The 22,367-nt window shown below is 54.4% G+C and carries 14 protein-coding genes, 1 pseudogene and 3 riboswitches; of the genes and pseudogenes, 11 read left to right on the top strand and 4 right to left on the bottom strand.

All coding sequences use genetic code 11. The features are described 5' to 3' along the window. The first annotated feature begins 18 nt into the window (after positions 1 to 18). From DXB00_RS08865 to DXB00_RS08820, 10 genes and pseudogenes are all read left to right on the top strand, one after another. Positions 19 to 692, top strand: a pseudogene (locus DXB00_RS08865) (response regulator transcription factor). After that, on the top strand, positions 689 to 1,840 hold the full coding sequence (locus tag DXB00_RS08860; protein WP_118729193.1) for a sensor histidine kinase: 1,152 nt from the start codon (positions 689 to 691) through the stop codon (positions 1,838 to 1,840). Before DXB00_RS08865 ends, DXB00_RS08860 begins: the two are co-directional and overlap by 4 nt. 238 nt (positions 1,841 to 2,078) lie before the next feature. Then, on the top strand, positions 2,079 to 4,559 hold the full coding sequence (locus DXB00_RS08855; protein ID WP_118729192.1) for a helix-turn-helix transcriptional regulator: 2,481 nt from the start codon (positions 2,079 to 2,081) through the stop codon (positions 4,557 to 4,559). Between the two features lie 89 nt (positions 4,560 to 4,648). Continuing rightward, on the top strand, positions 4,649 to 4,888 hold the full coding sequence (locus tag DXB00_RS08850) for a DUF2442 domain-containing protein (protein WP_110435615.1): 240 nt from the start codon (positions 4,649 to 4,651) through the stop codon (positions 4,886 to 4,888). Positions 4,889 to 4,910: 22 nt separating this feature from the next. Then, positions 4,911 to 8,915, top strand: a complete 4,005-nt coding sequence (locus DXB00_RS08845) for an S-layer homology domain-containing protein (RefSeq protein WP_118729191.1) — start codon at positions 4,911 to 4,913, stop codon at positions 8,913 to 8,915. A gap of 273 nt (positions 8,916 to 9,188) precedes the next feature. Beyond that, positions 9,189 to 9,277: riboswitch (cyclic di-GMP riboswitch) on the top strand. A 15-nt stretch (positions 9,278 to 9,292) separates the two neighbouring features. Continuing rightward, complete coding sequence (locus DXB00_RS08840; protein WP_118729190.1) at positions 9,293 to 10,114, top strand: transglutaminase-like domain-containing protein; 822 nt, start codon at positions 9,293 to 9,295, stop codon at positions 10,112 to 10,114. A gap of 276 nt (positions 10,115 to 10,390) precedes the next feature. Further along, positions 10,391 to 10,483: riboswitch (cyclic di-GMP riboswitch) on the top strand. Between the two features lie 137 nt (positions 10,484 to 10,620). Further along, positions 10,621 to 10,711: riboswitch (cyclic di-GMP riboswitch) on the top strand. Between the two features lie 55 nt (positions 10,712 to 10,766). Beyond that, positions 10,767 to 11,399 carry a hypothetical protein gene (locus DXB00_RS08835; protein WP_118729189.1) on the top strand — a complete coding sequence of 211 codons (633 nt, stop codon included), beginning with the start codon at positions 10,767 to 10,769 and terminating at the stop codon, positions 11,397 to 11,399. Positions 11,400 to 11,558: 159 nt separating this feature from the next. Continuing rightward, the gene (locus DXB00_RS08830) at positions 11,559 to 14,207 is read left to right on the top strand and encodes an S-layer homology domain-containing protein (protein WP_118729188.1); all 2,649 of its coding nucleotides are present in this window, start codon (positions 11,559 to 11,561) and stop codon (positions 14,205 to 14,207) included. A gap of 257 nt (positions 14,208 to 14,464) precedes the next feature. Then, on the top strand, positions 14,465 to 15,970 hold the full coding sequence (locus DXB00_RS08825) for a carbon starvation CstA family protein (protein ID WP_118729187.1): 1,506 nt from the start codon (positions 14,465 to 14,467) through the stop codon (positions 15,968 to 15,970). Positions 15,971 to 16,053: 83 nt separating this feature from the next. Continuing rightward, positions 16,054 to 17,061, top strand: coding sequence for an ATPase P (locus tag DXB00_RS08820; RefSeq protein ID WP_118729186.1), 1,008 nt, complete (start codon positions 16,054 to 16,056; stop codon positions 17,059 to 17,061). A gap of 158 nt (positions 17,062 to 17,219) precedes the next feature. Here the strand turns inward: DXB00_RS08820 and sdaAA are convergent, their stop codons facing one another. Genes sdaAA through DXB00_RS08805 form a run of 3 tightly spaced genes read right to left on the bottom strand, consistent with a single transcriptional unit; the run spans position 17,220 to position 20,006 of the window. Then, positions 17,220 to 18,089: an L-serine ammonia-lyase, iron-sulfur-dependent, subunit alpha gene (gene sdaAA, locus DXB00_RS08815; RefSeq protein ID WP_117492018.1), complete on the bottom strand. Its 870-nt coding sequence runs from the start codon at positions 18,087 to 18,089 to the stop codon at positions 17,220 to 17,222. A 15-nt stretch (positions 18,090 to 18,104) separates the two neighbouring features. Continuing rightward, the gene (gene sdaAB / locus DXB00_RS08810) at positions 18,105 to 18,773 is read right to left on the bottom strand and encodes an L-serine ammonia-lyase, iron-sulfur-dependent subunit beta (protein WP_110435608.1); all 669 of its coding nucleotides are present in this window, start codon (positions 18,771 to 18,773) and stop codon (positions 18,105 to 18,107) included. Between the two features lie 12 nt (positions 18,774 to 18,785). After that, positions 18,786 to 20,006, bottom strand: a complete 1,221-nt coding sequence (locus tag DXB00_RS08805) for a dicarboxylate/amino acid:cation symporter (RefSeq protein WP_118479883.1) — start codon at positions 20,004 to 20,006, stop codon at positions 18,786 to 18,788. 380 nt (positions 20,007 to 20,386) lie between these two features. Between DXB00_RS08805 and DXB00_RS08800 the strand changes: the two genes are divergently transcribed. Next, positions 20,387 to 21,277, top strand: a complete 891-nt coding sequence (locus DXB00_RS08800; protein ID WP_118729185.1) for a LysR family transcriptional regulator — start codon at positions 20,387 to 20,389, stop codon at positions 21,275 to 21,277. A 51-nt stretch (positions 21,278 to 21,328) separates the two neighbouring features. Here the strand turns inward: DXB00_RS08800 and srtB are convergent, their stop codons facing one another. Further along, complete coding sequence (gene srtB, locus DXB00_RS08795) at positions 21,329 to 22,132, bottom strand: class B sortase (RefSeq protein ID WP_118729184.1); 804 nt, start codon at positions 22,130 to 22,132, stop codon at positions 21,329 to 21,331. Between the last annotated feature and the right edge of the window lie 235 nt (positions 22,133 to 22,367).

Genomic DNA, 22,367 nt, shown 5'->3' with positions numbered 1-22,367 from the left:
TGCAAAGGAGGAAAGCTCATGCGTCTTTTGGTGATAGAGGATGAGCGCGATCTGTGTGAGGACATTGCAAAAAAACTGCGTCTGTCCGGCTATGAGGCGGATATCTGCTTTGACGGAGAAGCGGCGCTGGAGCTGCTGGCGGTAGAAAAATACGATCTGGTGCTGCTCGACCTGAATCTGCCTAAGGTGGACGGTATGACGGTGCTGCGAACCTGCGGGAGCATGATCAGGAGACCGGCGTGCTCATCCTGTCGGCACGCAGTGAAATATCCGACAAGGTTGACGGACTGGATGCCGGCGCGAACGATTATCTGTCCAAACCGTTCCATTTAGAGGAACTGGAAGCGCGTGTGCGCAGTCTGACGCGCCGCCGATTTGTGCAGCAGGATGTATGCCTGCGGTGCGGCGGGCTGACGTTTGATACCCGCAGCCGCACGGCTACGGCAGACGGACAAACGCTTTCGCTCACGCGCAAGGAGAGCGGCATTCTGGAATATCTGCTGCTTAACCGCGGCAGACCCATCAGCCAGGAAGAACTCATCGAGCATGTGTGGGACAGCAGCGTGGACAGCTTCAGCAACTCCATCCGTGTGCATATCTCCATGCTGCGAAAAAAACTGCGTGCAGCACTGGGATACGACCCGATCCGCAACAAGATCGGTCAGGGCTACGAGATAGGAGCGGACGAATGAGCAAACGAATTTCTGTCCAGTGGCGCATTACGATATTGACCGCGCTGCTTATCGCGGCGGCGTGTGTGAGCCTGAATTTACTGCTGTTTTACTCAGGCTCGGGCAGCATGGATGCGCTGAACGGCTTTGTGGTGGAATACAAGACGGAAAACCAGCAGGAAATGACCATTCAGATACCCAAAGAGAATATGCAGGCATTTTTCAGTGACTTTTCGCAGCAGGTCAATGAAGAAAAGGTGCGTTTTGAGCGCATAGGCTGGTACATCACCGCGCTGGTGACACTGCTGAGTGCCATTATCGCGTATTTCTTCAGCGGAAAGGCTTTGAAGCCGCTGAAGGATTTTGCACAGCAGACCGAACAGATCAATGAAGAAAGCCTGACGGACACCCGTCTGCCGGAGGATACGACTGCCGAGTTCCGGCAGCTGAGCGAGTCGGTGAACAGTATGCTGGACCGGCTGGCGCAGGCGTTCGATGCACAGCGGCAGTTTACGGGAAACGCCGCCCATGAGCTGCGGACACCGCTGGCGCTGATGCAGACAAGGCTGGAGCTCTTTGCGGCGGAACATCGGCAGATGAGCGAAGAAACCGCGAAATTGCTGCATTTTCAGCAGGAGCAGGTCGAGCGCCTGAGTGCGCTTGTGCGCACCCTGCTTGAGATGAGCGACCTGCGATCGGTGCCGCGCACCGACCGTATCGACCTTGCACCGATGGTCGAGGAGGTGCTGGTCGATCTGACACCGCTGGCACAGAAAAACGGTATTACACTGACGCAGGCAGGCGAAAACGTGCAGCTTGTCGGCAGTGATGTGCTGCTGTACCGGCTGCTGTTCAATTTGACAGAGAACGCGATCAAGTATAACCGCACGGGCGGCTCGGTGGAAGTGTCTGTCGAGCGGGAAGGAGGTCAGGCGGCAATCCGCGTGCGGGATACCGGTCCGGGCATTGCCGAGGAGTACCGGGACAGCATCTTTCAGCCGTTTTTCCGCGTGGATAAGTCGCGCAGCCGCGCAATGGGCGGCGTGGGACTGGGACTGGCGCTCGTGCAGGAGATTGTCCGCCTGCATGGCGGCACAGTGCGCGTTGAACAGAGCGCGGATACGGGAACGACTATTCTGGTAACACTGCCGGTTGGAAAAGCGGCTTGACGCTCAAATTGAGGGCATATATACGCACGGCTGTTCAGCATGCTCTGCTGGCGGTACGCTGCTGCACCGTATATTTAAGGTATAAAAGCATCAGCTGCAGGGGAGCTGCCGGAAGGCGGCTCCCTTATTTATGCACGCTGCCTTAACAGCATACACGGTTTACACCCGCTCTGAAATCCCGTATAATTTAGACAGTATAACGGACAGGAGAGCACATTACAGTATTCGGAGGTGCGCCATGCCAAAACCGAAATGGAATCTGAACACGATCTACATATCCGAGCGACTGCAGGAGAGCCTGCGGCCAATCTCGCGCTGTGCCATGACGACCGTGGTTGCACCCATGGGCTACGGCAAAACGACGGCGGTGGAGTGGTATCTCGCGGAACGTGCCAGAGCCGAAGCGCCGTACATTGTGCGCATCAGTGTGTACTCGGGCAATCTTGCGATTTTCTGGAAAAGTGTGCAGGACGCCTTTGCGCGTGCAGGCTTTGCCTTTCTGCGGGAGTACGACTGTCCGACCGACGGAGCCAGCGGCGGACTTCTGATCGACGATCTGTGTCATGCGCTGACCGGTGAGAAGTCCTGCTATATTTTTATTGACGATTTTCACCTGCTGACCGACAAGCGCGCACCGGGATTCCTGTGTGCGCTGGCCGGACGGCTGCCGCCCAATGTTCATCTGATTTTAGCCAGCCGCGACCTGTTCCTGCCGGCGGCAGAGCTTGTCCGGCTGGGTGGAAAGGTGTACCAGATCGGCACGGCGCAGCTTCGGCTTAACCATACCGAGCTGGCGGTCTATACCAAGCGGTGCGGAACCGCGCTTTCCGATGAGCAGATAGATACGCTGTTGTATTACAGCGAGGGCTGGTTTTCGGCGGTTTATCTGAATCTGCGGATGTTTTCCGAGCACGGTGTGCTGCCGGACCCGAATTCGGATATTTCATCCATCTTTACGGCTGCGATGATTGATCCGCTGCCCGAAAAGCAGCGGGAATTCCTTGCGGTGATGGGACTTGCCGACGAATTTACGGTCGAAATGGCGCAGTTCGTCATGGCAGACGCGCATGCCGAGGACCTGCTTGCCGCGCTGACCGGGCAGAATGCGTTTGTCAAGCGTCTGCCGGACGGCGTGACCTACCGGTTTCATCACATGATGAAGGAATGCGCGCTGCACACCTTCCTGTCCATGCCGAAGGAGCGGCAGACCGTCTACCGCGGGCGGCTCGGCATCTGGTATGAGGATCATCGGCTGTATCTGCATGCCATGATCGAGTACCGGCAAAACGGCGATTACGATGCGATGCTGCGCACGCTGCAGAAGGATGCAGGCATTCTGCTTTCCTCGCTGCACCCGAAGGCAGTGCTGGCAGCACTGGACGAATGCCCGGCAGCGGTGCTCGCAAGCCATCCGCTGGCGATTCTGGTGCTTATGCGGAGTATGTTCAACTGGCGCAATATCCCGAAAATGCTGGAGCTGAAGGAGCTGCTGCTGACGGCGATTTCCGAAAATACAGCGCTTTCCGCACAGGAAAAAGGCGATTTGCGGGGAGAATGCGACCTGATCATGAGTTTTCTCTGCTACAACGATATCAGCGCCATGAGCCGCCTGCACCGGAGTGCCAGCGCGCAGATGTCGCGGAAGGCGATCAGCATCCAGTCCGGCGGCGGCTGGACCTTCGGCTCGCCGTCTGTGCTGATGATGTTTTACCGCGCACCGGGTGAGCTGCAGAGCGAGCTTGCCGAGATGGATGAGTGCATGCCGCACTATTATAAAATCACCGGCAATCACGGTCAGGGTGCCGAGACCATCATGCGTGCCGAGGCGGCGTTCCTGCAGGGACGCTTGACGGATGCACATATCGAACTCGAAAGCGCGTGCGCCCGGATTCAGGACAACGGGCAGGCCAATATGGCGCTGTGCTGTGATTTTCTGGCGTGGCGGCTGTCGCTGTTTGCGGAGATGAAGTATCACTGCACGCTTGCCGAGCGGCACGCGGAGCTGCTGCGGCATCACAATGCTTCCTGGCTGAACCTGTGGAACGCGATTGCGGCGTATTATTACGCTTTGCTTGGAAAAACCGATAAAATTCCGGAGGTTTTTCGTGCGCACAGGCTTTCAACTGTGCATACACTGGCACCGGGCAAGCCGATGATCGAGATGATCGAAAATCAGGTCGGTCTGGCACAGGGTGACTACGCCCGTGTCGTCGGCCGGAGCGAAAGGATGCTCGCTGTGTGCGAAGGCATGCACTACGCACTGGTCGCGCTGCATATCCGTATCCAGACGGCAGCGGCATATGAAATGCTGGGTAAGCACGCGGAGGCACAGGCGCAGCTCGATCGGGCACTGACCGACGCGGAACCGGACGGCTTTGTCATCCCGTTTGCGGAGAATTATCGCTATCTCAAGCCATTGCTGGCAGAGCGGCTGCAAACCGGAACGGTTGCACAGATCATCGAACTGGGAGAAGCCGCAGAGCGGCGAAAGGCCGGATTTGACCGTCCGGAAGCCCTGTCTGCGCTGACCGAGCGGGAATATGAGATTGTCCGGCTGATGGCACAGCGGCTGAACAACCGTGAGATCGCGGAAAAGCTGTATCTGTCCGAGGGCAGTATCCGGCAGTATGTGAATCAAATTTACACCAAACTGCAAATAGCAGGAGAGCCGCGCGCGAAGCGCAAGCTGCTGCTCGACCTGCTTGCGGATAAAAACTAACAACTTGTGAATGGTTTTTTTGAAAGGTTCACCGTATCCTATAGGTACGGTGAACCTTTCATTTTGTGTAAGCGAGAGGAGGTACGCATTTGGACCGGAAATACATTCAGTCAGTCAAACCGCTGACCGACCACGTTCTGCAGGTCGATTTTATCTCCGGCAGCCGCCTGCTGCTGGATATGAAGCCCTATCTGGATAAATTCCGATTCCGGTCACTTTCTGACCCGCAGGTGTGGAACAGCGCGGTGACAAACGGCATTTTTGTCCGCTTCGGCGATGTGGAGATGAGCCATAACGAGCTGTTTTCCATGGCCGAGCAGGAGCACTGAAACAGAAAAGAAGGAGAATGGCATGAGTAAAAAGCAGATAATACGACGGCGAGGGTTGTGCGGCCTGCTGGCGGTGGTGATGTGTATAGGGGTGCTGCCCCCAACAGCCGGGGCAGCCGTGACGGCAGAAAACGACTGGGAGATCTTTGATGCCTCGGACACCTACAATCTGCCGGGCACACAGGAGCAGATTTTGCAGGAGATGATCAAGAGCCCCGAATTTGCGGAGCAGTGGGCGGGCATTGCAAACAATGTTTTGCCAAAAACGTACTATAATGACAACAATGAACACGGCTATCATGAGCCGTATACCGCTCTGACTGCGGCAGATTACGCAAAGGTACAGTATACATCCAAGGGCCTGCGGGATGCTGTCAGCAGCGTCGTTGACCAGAGTGCGATTTTGAGCGGCTCGGGTGTTTTGAACAGCCTTCCGGAAGGAGAAACCCCGGTTTATTATGTCTCTACCAGAGCGGAGAAGGAACGCGATGACCATCACTCTTATGTAAGTACCGGCTACGGCTACTATGTGCAGGCGTTCTACGACTTTGAAATTCAGGGTATTGCGAATCGGTTTGAAACGCCTTCTATCGAGACGGATGACACAACGGCATCGCTCGAACAGAAGGGCTACCGGTTTAATCTGGGCGGCAGCTCGGACAGCTACAAGGTAACGGCGGAAAACCGCAACGACTTTGAAAATACGGTCGAAAAAAGCTATACCTATGAAAAGAGCACCACTACCTCGACCACGGTCTCCAATACCTATTCGCAGAACTGGACCGAGGAGACCACGGTAGGAGTTGAATTCAGCGTGCCCGTGCTGGCCGCGCTTTCGCCCACTGCCAAGGTAGAGCAGAGCTTTTCCTACTCCTACGGCATGGAAAAGACCTACGAGAGCAGCAAGGAGGAGTCCTACGCGCAGTCCATTACGGATACCATCTCCGTACCGCTGCCGGCACATACGGGCATTGACATCAATGTCGATGTGACCGACCTGCAAACGACCATCCCCTATACCGGCGCGGTGTACATCAAGTATAAGACCATGCTCCTCTCGGTTACCGGTTATCATCGAACCAAGGGGTCAATAGACAGTTGGAAGGGCCGGGAGTTCAGGCAGTATACCTTCGGTCGGAACGGCAGAAGTGCAATCGAGGATCTGGATGCACGCATCCAGAACCGGGATGTCTCCGGCTACGACCCCGATGGTCTGGATATGAACACCCTGTATCAGGGCGCATTCAAGACGGCCGCCGATCAGCTGCGCTCCGGTCAGCCGGTCGCGCCGTACTTCGGTTCGTTCCACTACACCTCCAAGAACACCGTCATCACCCCGCAGAAGGTGTATCCGATCTATGCGCTCGATCGTCTGGCGCCTGATACCGAACAGGTCTCGCTGTACGAGCAGCAAAGCCTGCGTCTGGACAGCATCAAGGTTGCGGCGAAGAATGAATACGATGTGGACTGGTACGGTTTCAATCCACGCCTGAGCGGCGAATGGACGGTTGTGGACGAAGGTTTGAACGACGCTTCGGAGTATGCCGAGGTCACGACAAACCGCAACGGCTACCCTGTTCTCAAGGCGCTCAAGCCGAATGACGGAGCACAGCTGTTCCTGCGCTATCAGCCGAAGGATACGATCGAAACAACGGATGATTTCAACAGCGATCGGATTGAACTGACCATCCTGCCCGTTGTGCTTTCCTCGGTTACGGTAGAGGGCAGCTTTGAGCCGTTCTACTTCAACGACGGCAGCAACACCGCCGACGTTAAGGGTCTGACCGTGGCCGCTAAGGACGAGGACGGCAACGATTTTGATGTAACCGGCAAGGTCAAGTGGTATGCAGAAGCAAACGATGACATTACGGTTGACGAAACCACGGGCAGCATCAGGTTTACCGCACCGGGAACCTATCAGATCTATGCCGTAGTGAACGGCACGGAATCCAACCGTGTACCGCTGCAGGTTCTGCCCGAGCGGCAGCTCGATACGCTGACCGTGAACGGCACGATTCCCGATCTGATCTATAACGACGATACGGCGAACACCTTTGACCTGAGCACGCTCGATGTGGAGGCCAAGGATCAGTACGGCGAGGACATGACGCTCCAAAATGACCGGTTCGAGTGGCGGCTTGCCTCGGATAAGGGCTATGCCGCAATCAGCGGCAGCACAATTACCGGCCTTGTAGTCGGCACGGATACGGTTACCCTGTATTATCCGGTCGGACAGGACGAGCAGGGCGAAAAGGTCTATCGGACGGCACAGCCGCTGCCCGTACAGGTGACGGCAAAGCCGTATCTGAATGAGCTGTATTATAATGACGGCGCTCCCGCCGCAGTAGAGGGCGCAGAGTATGATCTGTCCCGCATTCCGCTGCTGGCGCGCGATCAGCACGGCAATCCCTGTGGAATTCCGTCGGACATCGAGTGGACGCTGGCAGACACCAATCAGACCAATGCCACGATTGAAAACGGAAAACTGCTCGTTGCGGTTGGCAGTGTCCCGGATGCCTCCTATGCGGATGTGATTCTGGAAGCCTCCTCTGCCTCTGCCGGCAAGACTGCAAAGAATGTCGTTGTTAAGGTCGAGCAGCAGCCGATCCTCAAGACAATTCGCGCCGACATGAAGGACGGTTTTGTCCTGCGGCTGGATGAAAATGCGGTTCTTGCAGATCAGTTTACCGCTGCCGGCTACGATCAGTATGGCAGAGAAATGACCGGCGGCAGCTTTGAATGGGTTAGCTCCAAGCCGGATGTGGTTTCACTCGAAAACGGAACACTCAAGGCACTGAAAGAAGATTCTACCGAGATCTATGCCCGTTCCGGCGACATCGAGAGTAACCACATTACGCTGACGGTCAATGCCCCGAGACGGCTGACTGCAATCACCGCAGACGGAATTCCGTCGTCCGTTCGGAAAAACACGACGCTGGATCTGTCTGCAGTTAAGGCAACGACGCTCGATCAGTTCGGCAAGGCCTTTACTCCGGAAGAGCTGGCGGCCTATCCGGCTTCTGTACGATGGACGCTGGAAAAGAATGATACGCATGCCGTTATCAGCGGAAATACACTCAGCTTTGGTGATCAGGATGGCACGATGACCCTGATCTGTGCTGCGGTCAACGCAGACACCAATGTGATCGTGGAAAAGAAGATTATCATTCGCATCACAGACTCTACCTCCGGCGGCGGCTCGTCCGGCGGCGGTGGTGGCGGCGGAGGCGGCGGCTTCTCAGCACCCAGCTATTCGGTATCTGTAGATGATGTAAAGCACGGCACTGTCACCGTATCTCCCAAATCCGCATCCAAGGGCGACACTGTGACCATCACGGCAACCCCCGACAAGGGCTACGTCCTCGAAAGCCTGACCGTGCTGGACAAGGACGGCAAGGCGCTTGCGCTGACCGACAAGGGCAGCGGCAAGTACACCTTCGTCATGCCTGCGGGCAAGGTCACGGTGAAGGCAGTCTTTATGGACGACAACACCATGCTCAACTTCTTCACCGATGTGCACGCGGAGGATTATTACTATGACGCAGTCCTCTGGGCGGCGCAGAAGGGCATTACCGGCGGCATGAGCGACACGCTGTTCGCTCCAAACGCTGCCTGCACCAGAGCGCAGATTGTAACCTTCCTGTGGCGTACGGCGGGCTCGCCTGAACCGAGTGCATTGAGCAGCTTTAACGATGTGCCTTCTGACAAGTATTACGCTAAGGCAGTCGCGTGGGCAGTCGAGAATGGCATCACGGTAGGCACTACAGCTGCTACGTTCAGCCCGGATGACATCTGCACCCGTGCTCACGGCGTTACCTTCCTGTATCGTGCGGCCAAGGCGACGGCTTCGGTCGGTGCATCGGCATTTACCGATGTGACCGACAGCGCCTACTACGCCGATGCGGTCAAGTGGGCAACCGAGCAGGGCATTACCAAGGGCATCAGCAGCACGCTGTTTGGTCCGGATGAGACCTGCACTCGTGCACAGATTGTCACGTTCCTGTACAGACTGTACGGCAGAAAATAAGCAAATCAACCGATAGAAAGCGGCGGCAGGGGAATACCCCTGCCGCCGTCTGTTTACCGATTTTTTGCCGCCATCTCACGCTTTGGAGCGAGCTGCATTCCCGGACAAACCGCTGCAATATGAGCGAAAGAGACGGAAAAATGTCATAGTTTCGGTAACTCTGCGGCAATGTGTCATAATTTTTCTTTTTTTGTAAAACCCTGTTGACAAAACACGACAGATGCGCTATAGTGTGGATAAAAGAAGATGATGCAGTCGCTTTGACCGCATCTCAAACGATAATGGCAAACCCACCGAAAGGTGGCGACGCAAAGCTATAGGGCCTTACCCCTCATCGAGAGGGCTGGCAGCCAGTTACCGAAAGGAGATCGCCGGATATGAAGCGGCTTTTTCGTATTGCATGCGCAGTTTTTGCAGCAGCTGCCCTCTCGATGGGCGTTACCGCAGCAGCAGTAAATGATGTTGTGGATATGAGTAATTCCACTCACGGTTATGTTACCGTAAACTACTCCTCGAGTGCAAGGCTCAAGGTTGGTATTCAGTACAACGGCGGCAAGACTGTATTCTATGATTGCCCGAGCGGCAAGGATGCTTCCTTCTCTCTCGATAAGGGCAACGGCAAGTACACCGTAACGCTGTACCGCAACGTTTCTGGTACGTCCTATCAGCAGGTCGAGTCCAAGTCCATGAACGTAACCGTTAAGGACAGCTACACTCCGTATCTGGTCTCCACTTCCGAGGTTCAGTTCTCCAAGGGTGATACGGTATCCGCTAAGGCTGCTGAGCTCTGCAGGAACGCCAAGACCGATGAGGCTAAGGTTATCGCCATCTACAACTATATGGCAAGCCGTTATACTTATGATAACAAGCTGGCGAATGAGATCACCAGCGGCACGATCACCAAGTACATCCCGGATACCGCCGCTACCCTGAAGGGCACCACCGGTATCTGCTACGATTTTTCCTCGCTGTTTGCAGCAATGTGCCGCAGCCAGGGCATCCCGTGTGCACTGACCAAGGGTTACGCCGGCTCTAGCTACCACGCTTGGAACAAGGTAAACCTGAATGGCAAGTGGTATCAGATTGACCTGACCTACGCGGTTACCCGCAGCGTGAAGAACGCAAAAACCCTGCATGACTGTGTATCTCCGCTGACCTACACCAGCACTAGCGATGCGCTTGCAGTAGCTGCGGCTTAACACTTTTTCATTTCATTTTGTATGCAAATGGTCCTGATGGGATATGTTTATGCCCAATCAGCGGCGATTTCTTGCATAAAAAACGATTCCGGATTGAAACTCTTCTTCGTTTTTACAGTATTTGCTTGTTGTTCGCGGGCATTTATGGTATACTAAAGAAGAGGATCCGGAGGATTTCTGTCCTGCGCAGGCAAAGGGCTGTGTATGCAGTCCGGCGTGTCTGCCGACAGAAAAGATCGTAAAATTCTGTGCATGACTTCCGTAAAGGGGTACAGGTACAGACAAAGGCACAGCCGGTGAAAACCGGTGTCGCAAAGCTAAATGGGCCTAAACGGAAGACTTTCTTCCGCATGGCAGCCGGCTGCCAAAGGTGCTTTATACCCCCTTGCAGAGCTATGCGCGCTGTAAAGGGGGTATTTTATTTGGAGGTTGAAACTGCATTGCATTCTGAGATTATCGCAAACCCACAAACACATGATCTGTGCGGCTCGTTGAGGAGCAAGTTGTACAGACAAAGGCACCATCGGTGAAAGCCGGTCTCGCAAAGCCAGGGGCCTAAACGGAAAGTCTCTTTCCGCATGGCAGCCGGTTGCCAGAAATACATTTGCAATCCCTCTCGATCAGCATGCACGCTGACCAAGGAGGTATTCCTATGTTAAAAAAGAATATGCGTAAACGTCTGCTCGCAGGAGCACTTGCGACTATCATGGCGCTGACCATGTGCCCGACCTGGGCGCTGGCCGGCGATGAAGGCATCACCACCCTTCCGTCACCGGAAGACCAGATGCCGGTTGTTGACAGTACTCCCGCAGAAGACACCATTCAAAAAACTCCCGATGCTGAGACCCAAGGACAGACTGAGCCTCAGGATACTGCACAGGCAGGACAGATTGAGAATCCGGATCCTGCACAGGCACCGTCCGGCGGTACGGACATCGAGGAGACTGGCAATAATAGCAGTTCCAATGAAAATGATTCTCAGAATAATGATGCAGTAAGCAATTCTCCGGCAAATGAAATTGCAACGACGAGCGGTAATAGCGATAACGCAGTTGATGTTTATGCCAATAAGGTTCAGACCATCGAGGCTGAATATTGGCTGACCAACCGTCGGGCAGTCGGTGACGATGGCAACTCGATGACCATCAACGAAGCTGTTGTCGGCAATGGCAAGGCTGTTACCGACCTCGCACCCGCTGAGCGCGAAGCAACTGCAGACGCGGCCTACAACACCGTTTTCTGGCAGGCTCGTGTGCATGCCAGCAACAAAAAGCAGACTGACTAGGGTGGCGATGACAAGACCGCTAAGGGTACCGAAATCACCAATATTCGCTACAACGACGGTCAGCTTGAGTATCAGGCAAAGAATTCGCCTAAGTGGACTGCATTTGCTGAAGGCTCTCAGCTTGTATTCTACTATCTGATTCGCACTGAGTATTCTCAGATGGTTCAGATTGACGTGTCCGACTGGACTGTTAATGCTGAACCGAACTGGATACAGTATCCTGAACGCCGCAGCGTAACTTATCAGGTTATTATTAAGGATGGTCTCGATGCTGGTAAAGAGCTCCGCAGTGAGACGTTCTGGTACAATTCGGCCGTTAATGTTTCTGCGGTACGTGTTCGTCAGACGGAGACTGCGGATTACATGATTGATAGTGTAGTACTTGACCCGGAGGGTCTCGGAAAGCCTGAGAAGGTAAATGGTGAGTATCAGTTTAGCCTTGATCTTGCTAAGGTTACGAATGACGAGCGCAATGCTACCGTTAAGATTTATGTTTCCGCAACTTCTCATAATTTGACTTATGATGCGAACGGCGGTACGCTTGCTGACGGCAGCTACAGCAAGGATAAGGTTTACCCCAAGATGGAGCTGACGCTTCCGACTGATGCAGAAATTACTCGTGAAGGCTATAGGTTCGACGGTTGGTACGATGAAGCAAACAATAAGCCGTACCAGACTGGCGATCGGATGCCGAATGCAGACCTGACTCTGTACGCAAAGTGGACGCCGAAGTCCTACAAGGTAATCTACCAGAATGAAGATGAAACCACGTATGAAGAAGAGTCTCACGATGTTAATTCTGAGGTATCTGTAAAGAAAGACTATCCTGAAAAGGACGGCTTCACCTTTACTGGTTGGACGCTTGAGACGGAGGGTGTAAAGATTACTGACGGCAAGTTCACCATGCCTGCACATGATGTTATCTTTACTCCGAACTACGTGAAGAATCCGGATCCGGAGTATAAGTACACCATTAACCAGCATTTCTACGATGAAAATGGTGACGAGATTGCCGACATGGCTTTCTCGAAGAAGGGTACTGCTGTTAAGGGTACGTCGATTGCGTCTCTCTACGCGGACTATGCGAAGAACCAGCAGAACTACGTTTATGTTCCGTCTATGACCACGATTACCCCTGCTTCGCAGGACGGTAGGCTGGTAGAAGTTGTAACCATTAACCTCCACTACTACCTTGACGCCAAGGGCGACCGGGAGAAGCCGGAAGAGAAGGGTGACGGCATCCCGGACGCATGGGAATACCGTCTGACCTTCAAGGTTGTAAACGGCAACTGGAACAATGACACTAACGCTGGCGTTATCGTTTACGTTCCGTTCAATGACGCAAACGGCAACGCAATCGAAAAAGTCGTTATTCCGGACGGTATTCCGACTGCTGGCGAAAAGCCGGCTGCTGGTTACTGCGAAGGCAAATGGGATACGACCCCTGTTGTTGGTGCGACGGTTGCAAACGACACCGTATTCACCTACACCTACGCTACTGTACCGAAGTACGCGTACGCCATCGAGCACTACAAGTACAATCCGACGACTGAGAGATATGAAATTGTCGAAGCTGATACCGAAACCGGTACTGCAGCATTGAATGAGACCATTACTGCCAAGTCGAAGGGTTACACTGGTTATGTGCTGAATCTGCATGCAGATGGTTACCTTGCAAGCGGTACGGTGACTAAAAATGCAGATGGCACTGTTCCGAAGCTGACGCTCAAGCTGTTCTATGATCCTGACACCAAGGGCGATTCCAAGGATCCCGAAAACAAGGGTGACGGCATTCCCGATCGTTACCAGTACAAGGTAACCGAAAAGGTAGTAAACGGCAAGTGGGACAGCCACACGAAGGATAACAAGGACATTATCTTCTACGTTTCCACGATTAACATGGAAACTGGCAAAACGGTTCAGCCGAAGCTGGTTGAATCCAACATCGCACAGGCAGGCAATACCCCGGACGCTGACTATCGTGCTGGCAGCTGGAATGTTGAGCCGAAGGTTGACATGGAAATCAAGGCTGACACCGTCTTTACCTACACCTACGCAAGAAGATCTTCTTCCGGCGGCGGTGGCGGCGGCGGCCGCAAGCCCACCGTTACCATTCCGGATGATGTACCGACCGGTCTGAACGGCGATGACCACTATGCTTACATCGTAGGCTATCCGGACAGCACCGTTCGTCCTCAGAACGGCATTACCCGTGCTGAGGTAGCAACCATCTTCTTCCGTTTGCTCACCGATGAGACCCGCAATGCAAACTCCACCAAGTCCAACAGCTACTCCGATGTAGCAGCCGGCGCATGGTACAACCACGCTGTTTCTACGCTGAGCGCTATGGGCATCGTGAAGGGCGACAGCCAGGGCAAGTTCAATCCGAATGCGCCGATCACCCGTGCGGAGTTCGCTGCGATCGCAGCTCGTTTTGACGACAAGGCCAACACGACCGCTGTTGACTTCAGCGACATTGCATCCCACTGGGCAAAGAACGAAATCAGCGCCGCTGCCAACAACGGCTGGATCAACGGTTATACCGACGGCACCTTCCGTCCGAATAACAAGATCACCCGTGCTGAGGCGATGATGCTCGTAAACCGCGTCCTCAAGCGCCTTCCGGAGACTGCAAAGGATCTGCACAACGACATGATCAAGTGGAGCGACAACTCCGATACTTCCGCATGGTATTACCTGGCCGTACAGGAGGCTACGAACAGCCACTATTACGACATCAAGGGAAACAAGCACGAGAAGTGGAGCAAGCTGCGCGAAACTCGTGATTGGACCGAACTGGAAAAGTAAATACTTTCCTATAAGGGCGAACGAATCCCCCGGCCATTGGTCGGGGGATTTTATTGCGCTGATAGTTTTTTCTAAAGGAAACAAATTTCGGCAAATTTTTCTTGTTAAAATTATAACATATTGTCCTTGTGGTTTTTATATCATAGGTTCATAATAGGGATTGCCGAAAGGGAAAAAGAGGAATTCCAAAAGTAGGCTTTTCGGTGATTTTTATGCGAAAGTCATGCTTTCGCAGCCGGTATAGAGGAGGAGATAATATGATCAGCTTTATCGTATGCTTATTATTATTGATCACCGGCTATCTTACTTATGGTAAAATTGTGGACAAAACCTTTGGCCCGGATGACCGGGAAACGCCGGCAGTTCGCATTAACGATGGCGTTGACTACGTTGTCATGCCGCAGTGGAAGCTGTTTCTGGTACAGCTGCTGAACATCGCCGGCCTTGGCCCGATCTTCGGTGCCCTGCAGGGCGCCCTCTGGGGCCCGGTCGTATTCCTGTGGATCACATTCGGTACCATTTTTGCCGGCGGCGTACACGATTACTTCTCCGGCATGATCAGTGAGCGAAACGACGGTGCCTCCATCGCAGAGGTTACCGGCAAGTACCTCGGTCACACCATGCAGAATATCATGCGTGTGTTCTCAGTTGTACTGTTGATCATGGTCGGTACGGTATTTGCAGTCGGCCCGGCCGGTCTGATCGTTACGCTGTGCAAGAGCAACGGTGTGTCCGGTGTGCTTTCGACCACGCTGTTCTGGCTGATCCTCATCCTGGTTTACTATTTTATTGCAACTTTTATTTCGATCGATAAGATCATCGGTAAGGTATACCCGCTGTTCGGCATGTGCCTGATCATCATGGCGGTCGGTGTTATCATCGGTATCTTCACCAACCCGAATTACACCATTCCGGAGATTTGGTCTCACCTGTACAATATGCACCCGTCCGGCACGCCGATTTGGAGCTTTATGTTCATCACGGTTGCATGCGGTGCAATTTCCGGCTTCCATTCCACGCAGTCGCCGCTGATGGCGCGCTGCATGAAGAACGAGAAGCAGGGTCACTTCGTATTCTACGGCGCAATGGTAGCCGAAGGCATTATCGCACTGATCTGGGCGGCAGCCGGCTGTGCTCTGTATGAGGTCACCGGCGGTCTCAACACCGGTCTGGCGGAAGCGCTGGCAGGCGGTCAGTCCGCAGCGATCTATGATGTATGCTCCAAGACTATGGGCGGCGTTGGTATTGCTCTGGCCATGATCGGCGTTGTTATCTGCCCGATCACTTCCGGTGATACCGCATTCCGTTCCGCTCGTCTGACGCTGTCCGACTGGTTCCACATGGATCAGAGTTCGTACGCAAACCGCCTGAAGCTGTGCATCCCGGTACTCGGTATCGGCGCTATCCTCGGCATCGGCAATGCAACCGGTCTGATCGACTACACGGTTATCTGGCGTTACTTCAGCTGGACCAACCAGACGCTCGCTATGATCGTTCTGTGGGCAGCAGCTATGTACCTGTTTACCGAAAAGAAGAACTTCTGGATTGCAGCTGTTCCGGCTACGTTCATGAGTGCAGTTTCCTGCACCTACTTCATCCTCGCACCGGAGTGCCTCGGCAGCCTGTTGAACAGCAAGACAGCGGACGGCACGGTAATTTACAATACCGCAGTGGCGTACCCGATCGGTATTGTATTCGCGGCACTGCTGCTCGCACTGTTCATCCGTGCGACCAAGAAGCGCGGCGCAAAGAAATCTGCTTGAATATAATAGCATTGCTGCAGCCGGCCGTTCCTTTGTGCGGTCGGCTGCGGCCATCCATAACGATAATTGCGGGGTGACGGAAAATGTTGAAACCTTATCCGCTCAGCGCGGGACGTATTGATGACGCGTCGCTTGCCGAGGATAAAAAAACCTGTCGGAAAATCGGTCCGTGCGGCATCGGCAGGCATGCCCTCTATTTGAACAGCTTTTTTATTGACCGGCGGTATTATGTTCCGTTTTCCATGGTAACGCGTGTGTACAAGCGCGTTGCGATGAGCAAGGGCGGCTTTTCCGGCAAGGGCATTTTCGCCACGCTGTCCTATCTGGTCGTGGAGTTCGACGGCGGACAGAAGGTGTGCAATTTCAAGTACGAGCAGCAGGTCGATGATTTCCTGAGCGTTATCCGAGCTGAGCACCCGTCTATTCCGTGTGTCAGCGCGGCGGCCGAGCGGCGCATTACCGAGGAGAAGACCCGCCGGGAGGAAGAGGAGCGCAATCGTCCGCCGATGAGCGCACAGGCGGAGGAAACCGTGCAGGCACTCAATAACGCAATCGACTATCTGGAGCGCCGTCCTGAGCTGACCGAACGACTGAGCGCAGCCGCAAAACGCCGCCGGAACTTTCAGTGCACGAACGGCAGCTACCGCTGGGCCGCTATGGCGATCACACTGCTTGGATTTGCGGCGCTGGCTTACGGTATCGTTTCCTTCGTGCGTCACGGCTCGTTTTCGATTTATTTTACGCTGTTCGGCCTTGCCGCGATATTTACGTTTGCAGGCTTCAGCGTCCTGCCGACAGCACGCAACAACCGTACCTCCATCATGCAAAATGATGCACAGGCACAGGAGAAAATGCAGGCTTACCTTGCGGACTATCTGAATTTCCCGCTGCCGGCCCGCTATGCACATCCGGTTGTGCTGCGCCGCATGCAGCGTGCCGTCATGGATGGCCGCGCAGTGACCGCTGCGCAGGCGCTCGACGTTGTGAAGGTTGACCTGAAGGCGCTGAATGCGGATGTCACCGTCTCGCAGGAGGAATACGATGAGGTTGTCGCCATCAAGTCCATGTTCCTCAATGCGGAGTATCAGTAACAATCAGATGATACAACTATCCCTCCCGGTTACTGCCCGGGAGGGATAGTTCGATTTGGGCGGTTCTGCTTTCATGATAAGAGCTTATTCTGTAAGCGAAAAGGACATTCCCGAGGGGTGGGAATGTCCTGCGAAAAAGAGTATCGATATGATCTGATTTACGAGCACAGTCCGCATTTTGCACATGCAGACGGTGTGGCAGCGCAGCCGCCGAGGGCTGTCTCGCGCAGCTCGATGGGGATGCGGCGGCCGACCGCATACATGGTATCGAGCATTTCATCGAACGGGATAAACTGGTGAATGCCCGCGAGCGAGAGCTCAGCGGCAACGAGTGCGTTGGCTACACCTGCCGCGTTGCGGTTCTGGCACGGATACTCGACCAGTCCGCCGACCGGGTCGCAGACCAGACCGAGCATGTTCATCAGCACGGTGGAGGCCGCGTCAAGGCACTGTTCAGGCTTGCCGCCCATGAGCTCGACAGCTGCGCTGGCCGCCATTGCGGAAGCGATGCCGACCTCAGCCTGACAGCCGCCGACCGCGCCTGCAACGGTTGCGTTGCGCATGGCGAGGTAGCCGATCGCACCGGCGTTGAACAGGGCGTCAATCAGCCGTTCGTCCGAGATGTTGTAGCGGTCCTGCAGGGCAAACAGCATACCCGGCAGAACACCGGCGCTGCCTGCGGTCGGTGCTGCGACAATCAGACCCATAGAAGCATTTACCTCAAGTACTGCCATCGCGTACTGCGCCGCTTTGTGCAGCACATCCCCGCAGATGGAGCGGCCTTTGGCCGCGTGCTGCGCCAGTTTTTTTGCTTCGCCGCCAATCAGGCCGCCCATGGACTTGACCGGCGTTTTGAGCGGTGTCAGCGCGGATGAGCGCATGATTTCAAGCGCCCTCTTCATACGGTGCGTGACCTCATCACGCGTGGTTTCGCCCAGCTGGCACTCGCGGCGGCGCATGATCTCGGAGATGGGGAGCTGCTGCTGCGTGCAGAGTGCAAGCAGCTCGGATGCGTTTTTGAAATCCATAATCTGCTCTCCTCCTTACGGTTCGATGATCATGACGTCGTGGACGTTGGGATTGTTTTTGAGCGGTTCCTCAATGCCCTCGGGGAAATGACCGTCCGACTCGACGATGGTGTAGGCGGTGTTGCCCTTGGACTCGCGGAACAGGCGCATGAATGCAATGTTTACACCCTTGTCGCTGAGCACCTTGGTGATGTGCGCCACGACGCCCGGCTTGTCCTGCTGAACGACGATGACCGTGCTGTATTCACCGGTAAAGTCAACCTCAACGCCGTTAATGCGCGCGATGCGGCACTTGCCGCCGCCGAGCGACTCACCGCGGATGGTCATTACCTGACCAGCGGCATTCTCCATGCGGATGTCCACGGTGTTCGGATGAACATCGGTCTCGGTCTCACACGGCGTGAATGAGTAGGACAGACCGCGCTCGGTCGCAATCGAAAACGAATTGCGGATGCGGGTGTCATCGGTCGAAAAGCCCATGATGCCGCCGAGCAGTGCGCGGTCAGTGCCGTGGCCGTGGTAGGTCTTGGCGAACGAGCCGTACAGGGTGAAATCCACCTTTTTAAGCGGCGGCGCGATCATCTTATGCGCCAGATACGCGATAACGGCGGCACCGGCGGTATGCGAGCTGGAGGGGCCGATCATATTCGGTCCCAGCACATCAAAAACACTGATAAAGGACATAGGGGATTCTCCTTACTGAGCGGAGGATTTGCAGATAAACCGGCGGTAGATGGTCTCTACGATCACACCGATCGCGTTGTCGCCGGAAACATTGCAGGCGGTGCCGAACGAGTCCTGCGTGATGTACAGTGCAACCATGATGGCGCAGATCGGGCCGCTCGGGTCGCCGGCCTCGGTGCCGAAGATCATGTACAGGAAAGGCAGGGCGGTCATAATGGAGCCGCCCGGCGCACCGGGAGACGCCACCATGGCAATGCCGAGCGTCATGATGAACGGGATAACGGTGCCGATGGAGATGGGCAGCTGGTTCATCAGGCAGACTGCGGTAGCGCAGGCGGTAATGGTGATCATCGAGCCTGCCATGTGGATGTTCGCGCACAGCGGAACCGTAAAGTTGCGGATTTCCGAGGAAACGCCGTCTGCCTCAGCGCACTGCAGGTTGACCGGAATGGTAGCCGCAGAGGACTGGGTGCCCAGTGCGGTTGCGTAGCCCGGAATCTGGTTGCGGATGAGCGTGAACGGGTTCTTGTGGCTGACCAGACCTGCAATTACGAACTGGATGCAGATGCAGATCAGGTGCATGATGATAACAACGATGAATACCTTCCACAGAATACCGAGGATAGCAAAGGTCTTGCCGGACTTGGTCATATCGGTGAACGTGCCGCAGATGTAAAGCGGCAGCAGCGGAATGATGACCTTGTGCAGTACGCAGTCAATGATGCCGGAGAAGTCGGAAACGCCGTTGTACAGCGTGTCACCGATGGTCTTGCCGCGCAGGCTGGACATGCACAGACCGAGCACAAACGCCGTAACAACAGCGGACAGCGTGTTCATCAGCGCCGGGATTTCCAGGCTGAAGTACGGCTCCAGCGAGTTGCCTGCGGTTGCGGCGATCTTGTCGAGCGCATCTGCACTCATGAAGTGCGGGAACAGGGTGTCGGCTACAAAGAACGAAGCCGAGCCTGCGATCAGGGTCGAGCAGTAGGCGATGGCAACCGTGATGAGCAGCAGCTTGCCCGCGCCGCTCTTGAGGTTAGCAATGCCCATGGTAACATACGCGAGGATCATCAGCGGGATGATAAACGACAGGAACTGGCTGAAGAACGACGAGAGCGTTACCACAAAGCGGCAGAAGCCTTCCGGCAGGAACTGGCCGAACAGGATGCCGACAATAATGGCGATGATGAGCTTGGGCAGTAATCCGAGTTTGAATTTTTTCTTTTCTTCCATTTCTTTTTCCTCCTTTTTGGCGGGCAGCACCAAACAATTTGAACTGCGGCACTTTGCGGAAAGCGCACTTGTTCGGTTATGCGGTGTCACCCTTTGCGGCGCAGACCGTTTGTTTGCCCCTCTGTGGTCTGCTGCCGTGGAAGTCTGCCGAGATTTTTGCCTCCGGACACAAAAAGAACCGCCTATTTTAGGCGAAATGCAGTAAAATAGGACGCGGTTTTTGTGTAAAAAGGATAAATAAAAAATCTGTGGTAAACCTCCAATTTCTTTCTTGACCTCTTTGCAGATTTAGTATATTCTGTTTAATGGGTTAAGTCAAATTCATATATTTTATCATTTCGATTCAAAATATTGATAATATAGGGGAGAGAGGGAAATCCATGGAGCTTCGGCAGCTTGCAACCTTTATTCGAGTAGCACAGTTTAAGAGTTTTTCACGCGCAGCAGAGAGCCTCGGCTACTCACAGTCGGCGGTAACGGTGCAGATACGCCAGCTGGAGGAGGAACTGGACACGCGTCTGTTCGACCGCATGGGAAAGCGTATCGCGCTGACCGACACAGGCGAGCGTTTTCTCAGCCACGCGTGCGATGTGATGAATCAGGTCAATCAGGCGCGTATGTCGGTCACATCCACGGCAGAGCTGCGCGGTTCGCTGCATATCGGCACGATTGAGTCGCTTGCATGTCTTAAGCTGCCGACGGTGCTGCATCTGTACCGTAAATTCAACCCGAAAGTGTCTATCCGTATCACGGTCGGTGAGCCGGAAGAATTGATTGAGCATATGGAACGCGGCGAGCTGGACATGATCTATGTGCTTGATGAGCCGCTGTACAGCAACAACTGGAACAAGCTGATGGAGCAGCGCGAGGAGATCGTATTTGTGGCGTCTGCATCGCTGCGCGAGAAGCTGGGCGGAAAAGAACTGACGATTGAGGAACTGCTTACGCAGCCGTTTTTCCTCACCGAGCAGGATAACTATCGCCGTGTACTCAACCGCCGTCTTGCCGCGCGGCGGACCATCCTTACACCGTCGCTCGAGTGCGGCGATACCTCGCTGCTCATTCGCATGCTCGAGATTGACCGCGGTGTATCCTTTCTGCCGTGGTACGCGGTCGAGAACAGCGTAAAAGAGGGAAGGCTGATCCGTTTATCGGTCGAGGACTGCTATATTTCGCTCTACCGCCAGATTTTCAGCCACAAGGAAAAATGGCGCACACGCGAAATGGATGAATTTGTCCGCGTGGCAAAGCTGGCGGACGAGGAAGAATAAGGGCATATAACAACATCCCACTTGCTGAAGCACAGCAAGCGGGATGCTTTTTTATTCCATGACCGCCTGCACTACCCAGCGGGTTGCGTGCCCGTTGCCGGTGCAGGTGGAAAGTGTGAGGATATGGTCGTTTACGGTCGGTACTGCGCCGGTACGGATCACCGACAGGGAAACGCCTTCGTCAATGAAGGTTTTTTTGATCGTTTCGTCGGAAAACGCACTGTAATACGCGGTTCCGTCAAGCGATGCCTCATAGGCCGCGTAGATTCTGTACGCATGGGTTCCGCTTGCATTGGTCACATATACCTGCGGATGTGCCTGCAGGAAATCTTGCTTTTTGTAGTGCTTCAGCGCGGCAAACATCGAGCCGTTGTTCATCCGGTGACCGTACACGATGGTGTTAAAGCCGCTGAAATCGGCAGAGCAGCGGCAGTCCATGAAAATCGCGCCGACTGCGCTGCTGTTTTGGTTCCAGGTGTGTGTCAGATAATAGTCGTTGTCCGTGCCCTGCACCAGCGGATAGGAAATCTCGGTGCCCGGAATGGCAATCCAGCCGATGACATCACTGTTGACCTGCTGCAGAGCAGGCAGGTCCATCTGCTCCAGCGCCTGCGCATACGGGTCGGCAGACGGAGCGGGTTCGGGTTCGGTCTGCGTTTCCTGCTGCGGCTGTTCGGTTGGCTGCTGAACGGTTTCCGTTTCCAGCACTTCGGGTATCGCGGCAATCTCGGAAGCCTCGGCGTAGGCTTCATCACCTGCACGGTAGCTCGCCATCTGGCGCACCAGCATGAATGCGCTGACGGCAAACACCGCTGTCAGAAAAAACAGTATCATAGTCTGTATTTTGGGCTTCATGTGCTCACCTCGTTTTTTGCATAATATTATAGTATATCTGATTTAAGTTGTAAAATTGGATATATTTTATTGATTAACAGAAAAAATTATATCTGTCAGACGCATCGATACTGGATATTTCGTGCAGATTTTGATTGTTTTTACACGCCTGACCGCGCGTTTCAGCACATTGTACAATCGCATATCAATAATTTCTACGTTTTGTCGATATAGTATTGAAGGCTTTCTGCCAAAA

It is taken from the genome of Butyricicoccus sp. OF10-2 (assembly GCF_003481925.1).
GTDB lineage: Bacteria > Bacillota > Clostridia > Oscillospirales > Butyricicoccaceae > Agathobaculum > Agathobaculum butyriciproducens.
This window is presented reverse-complemented; position numbering and strand designations above follow the sequence as displayed.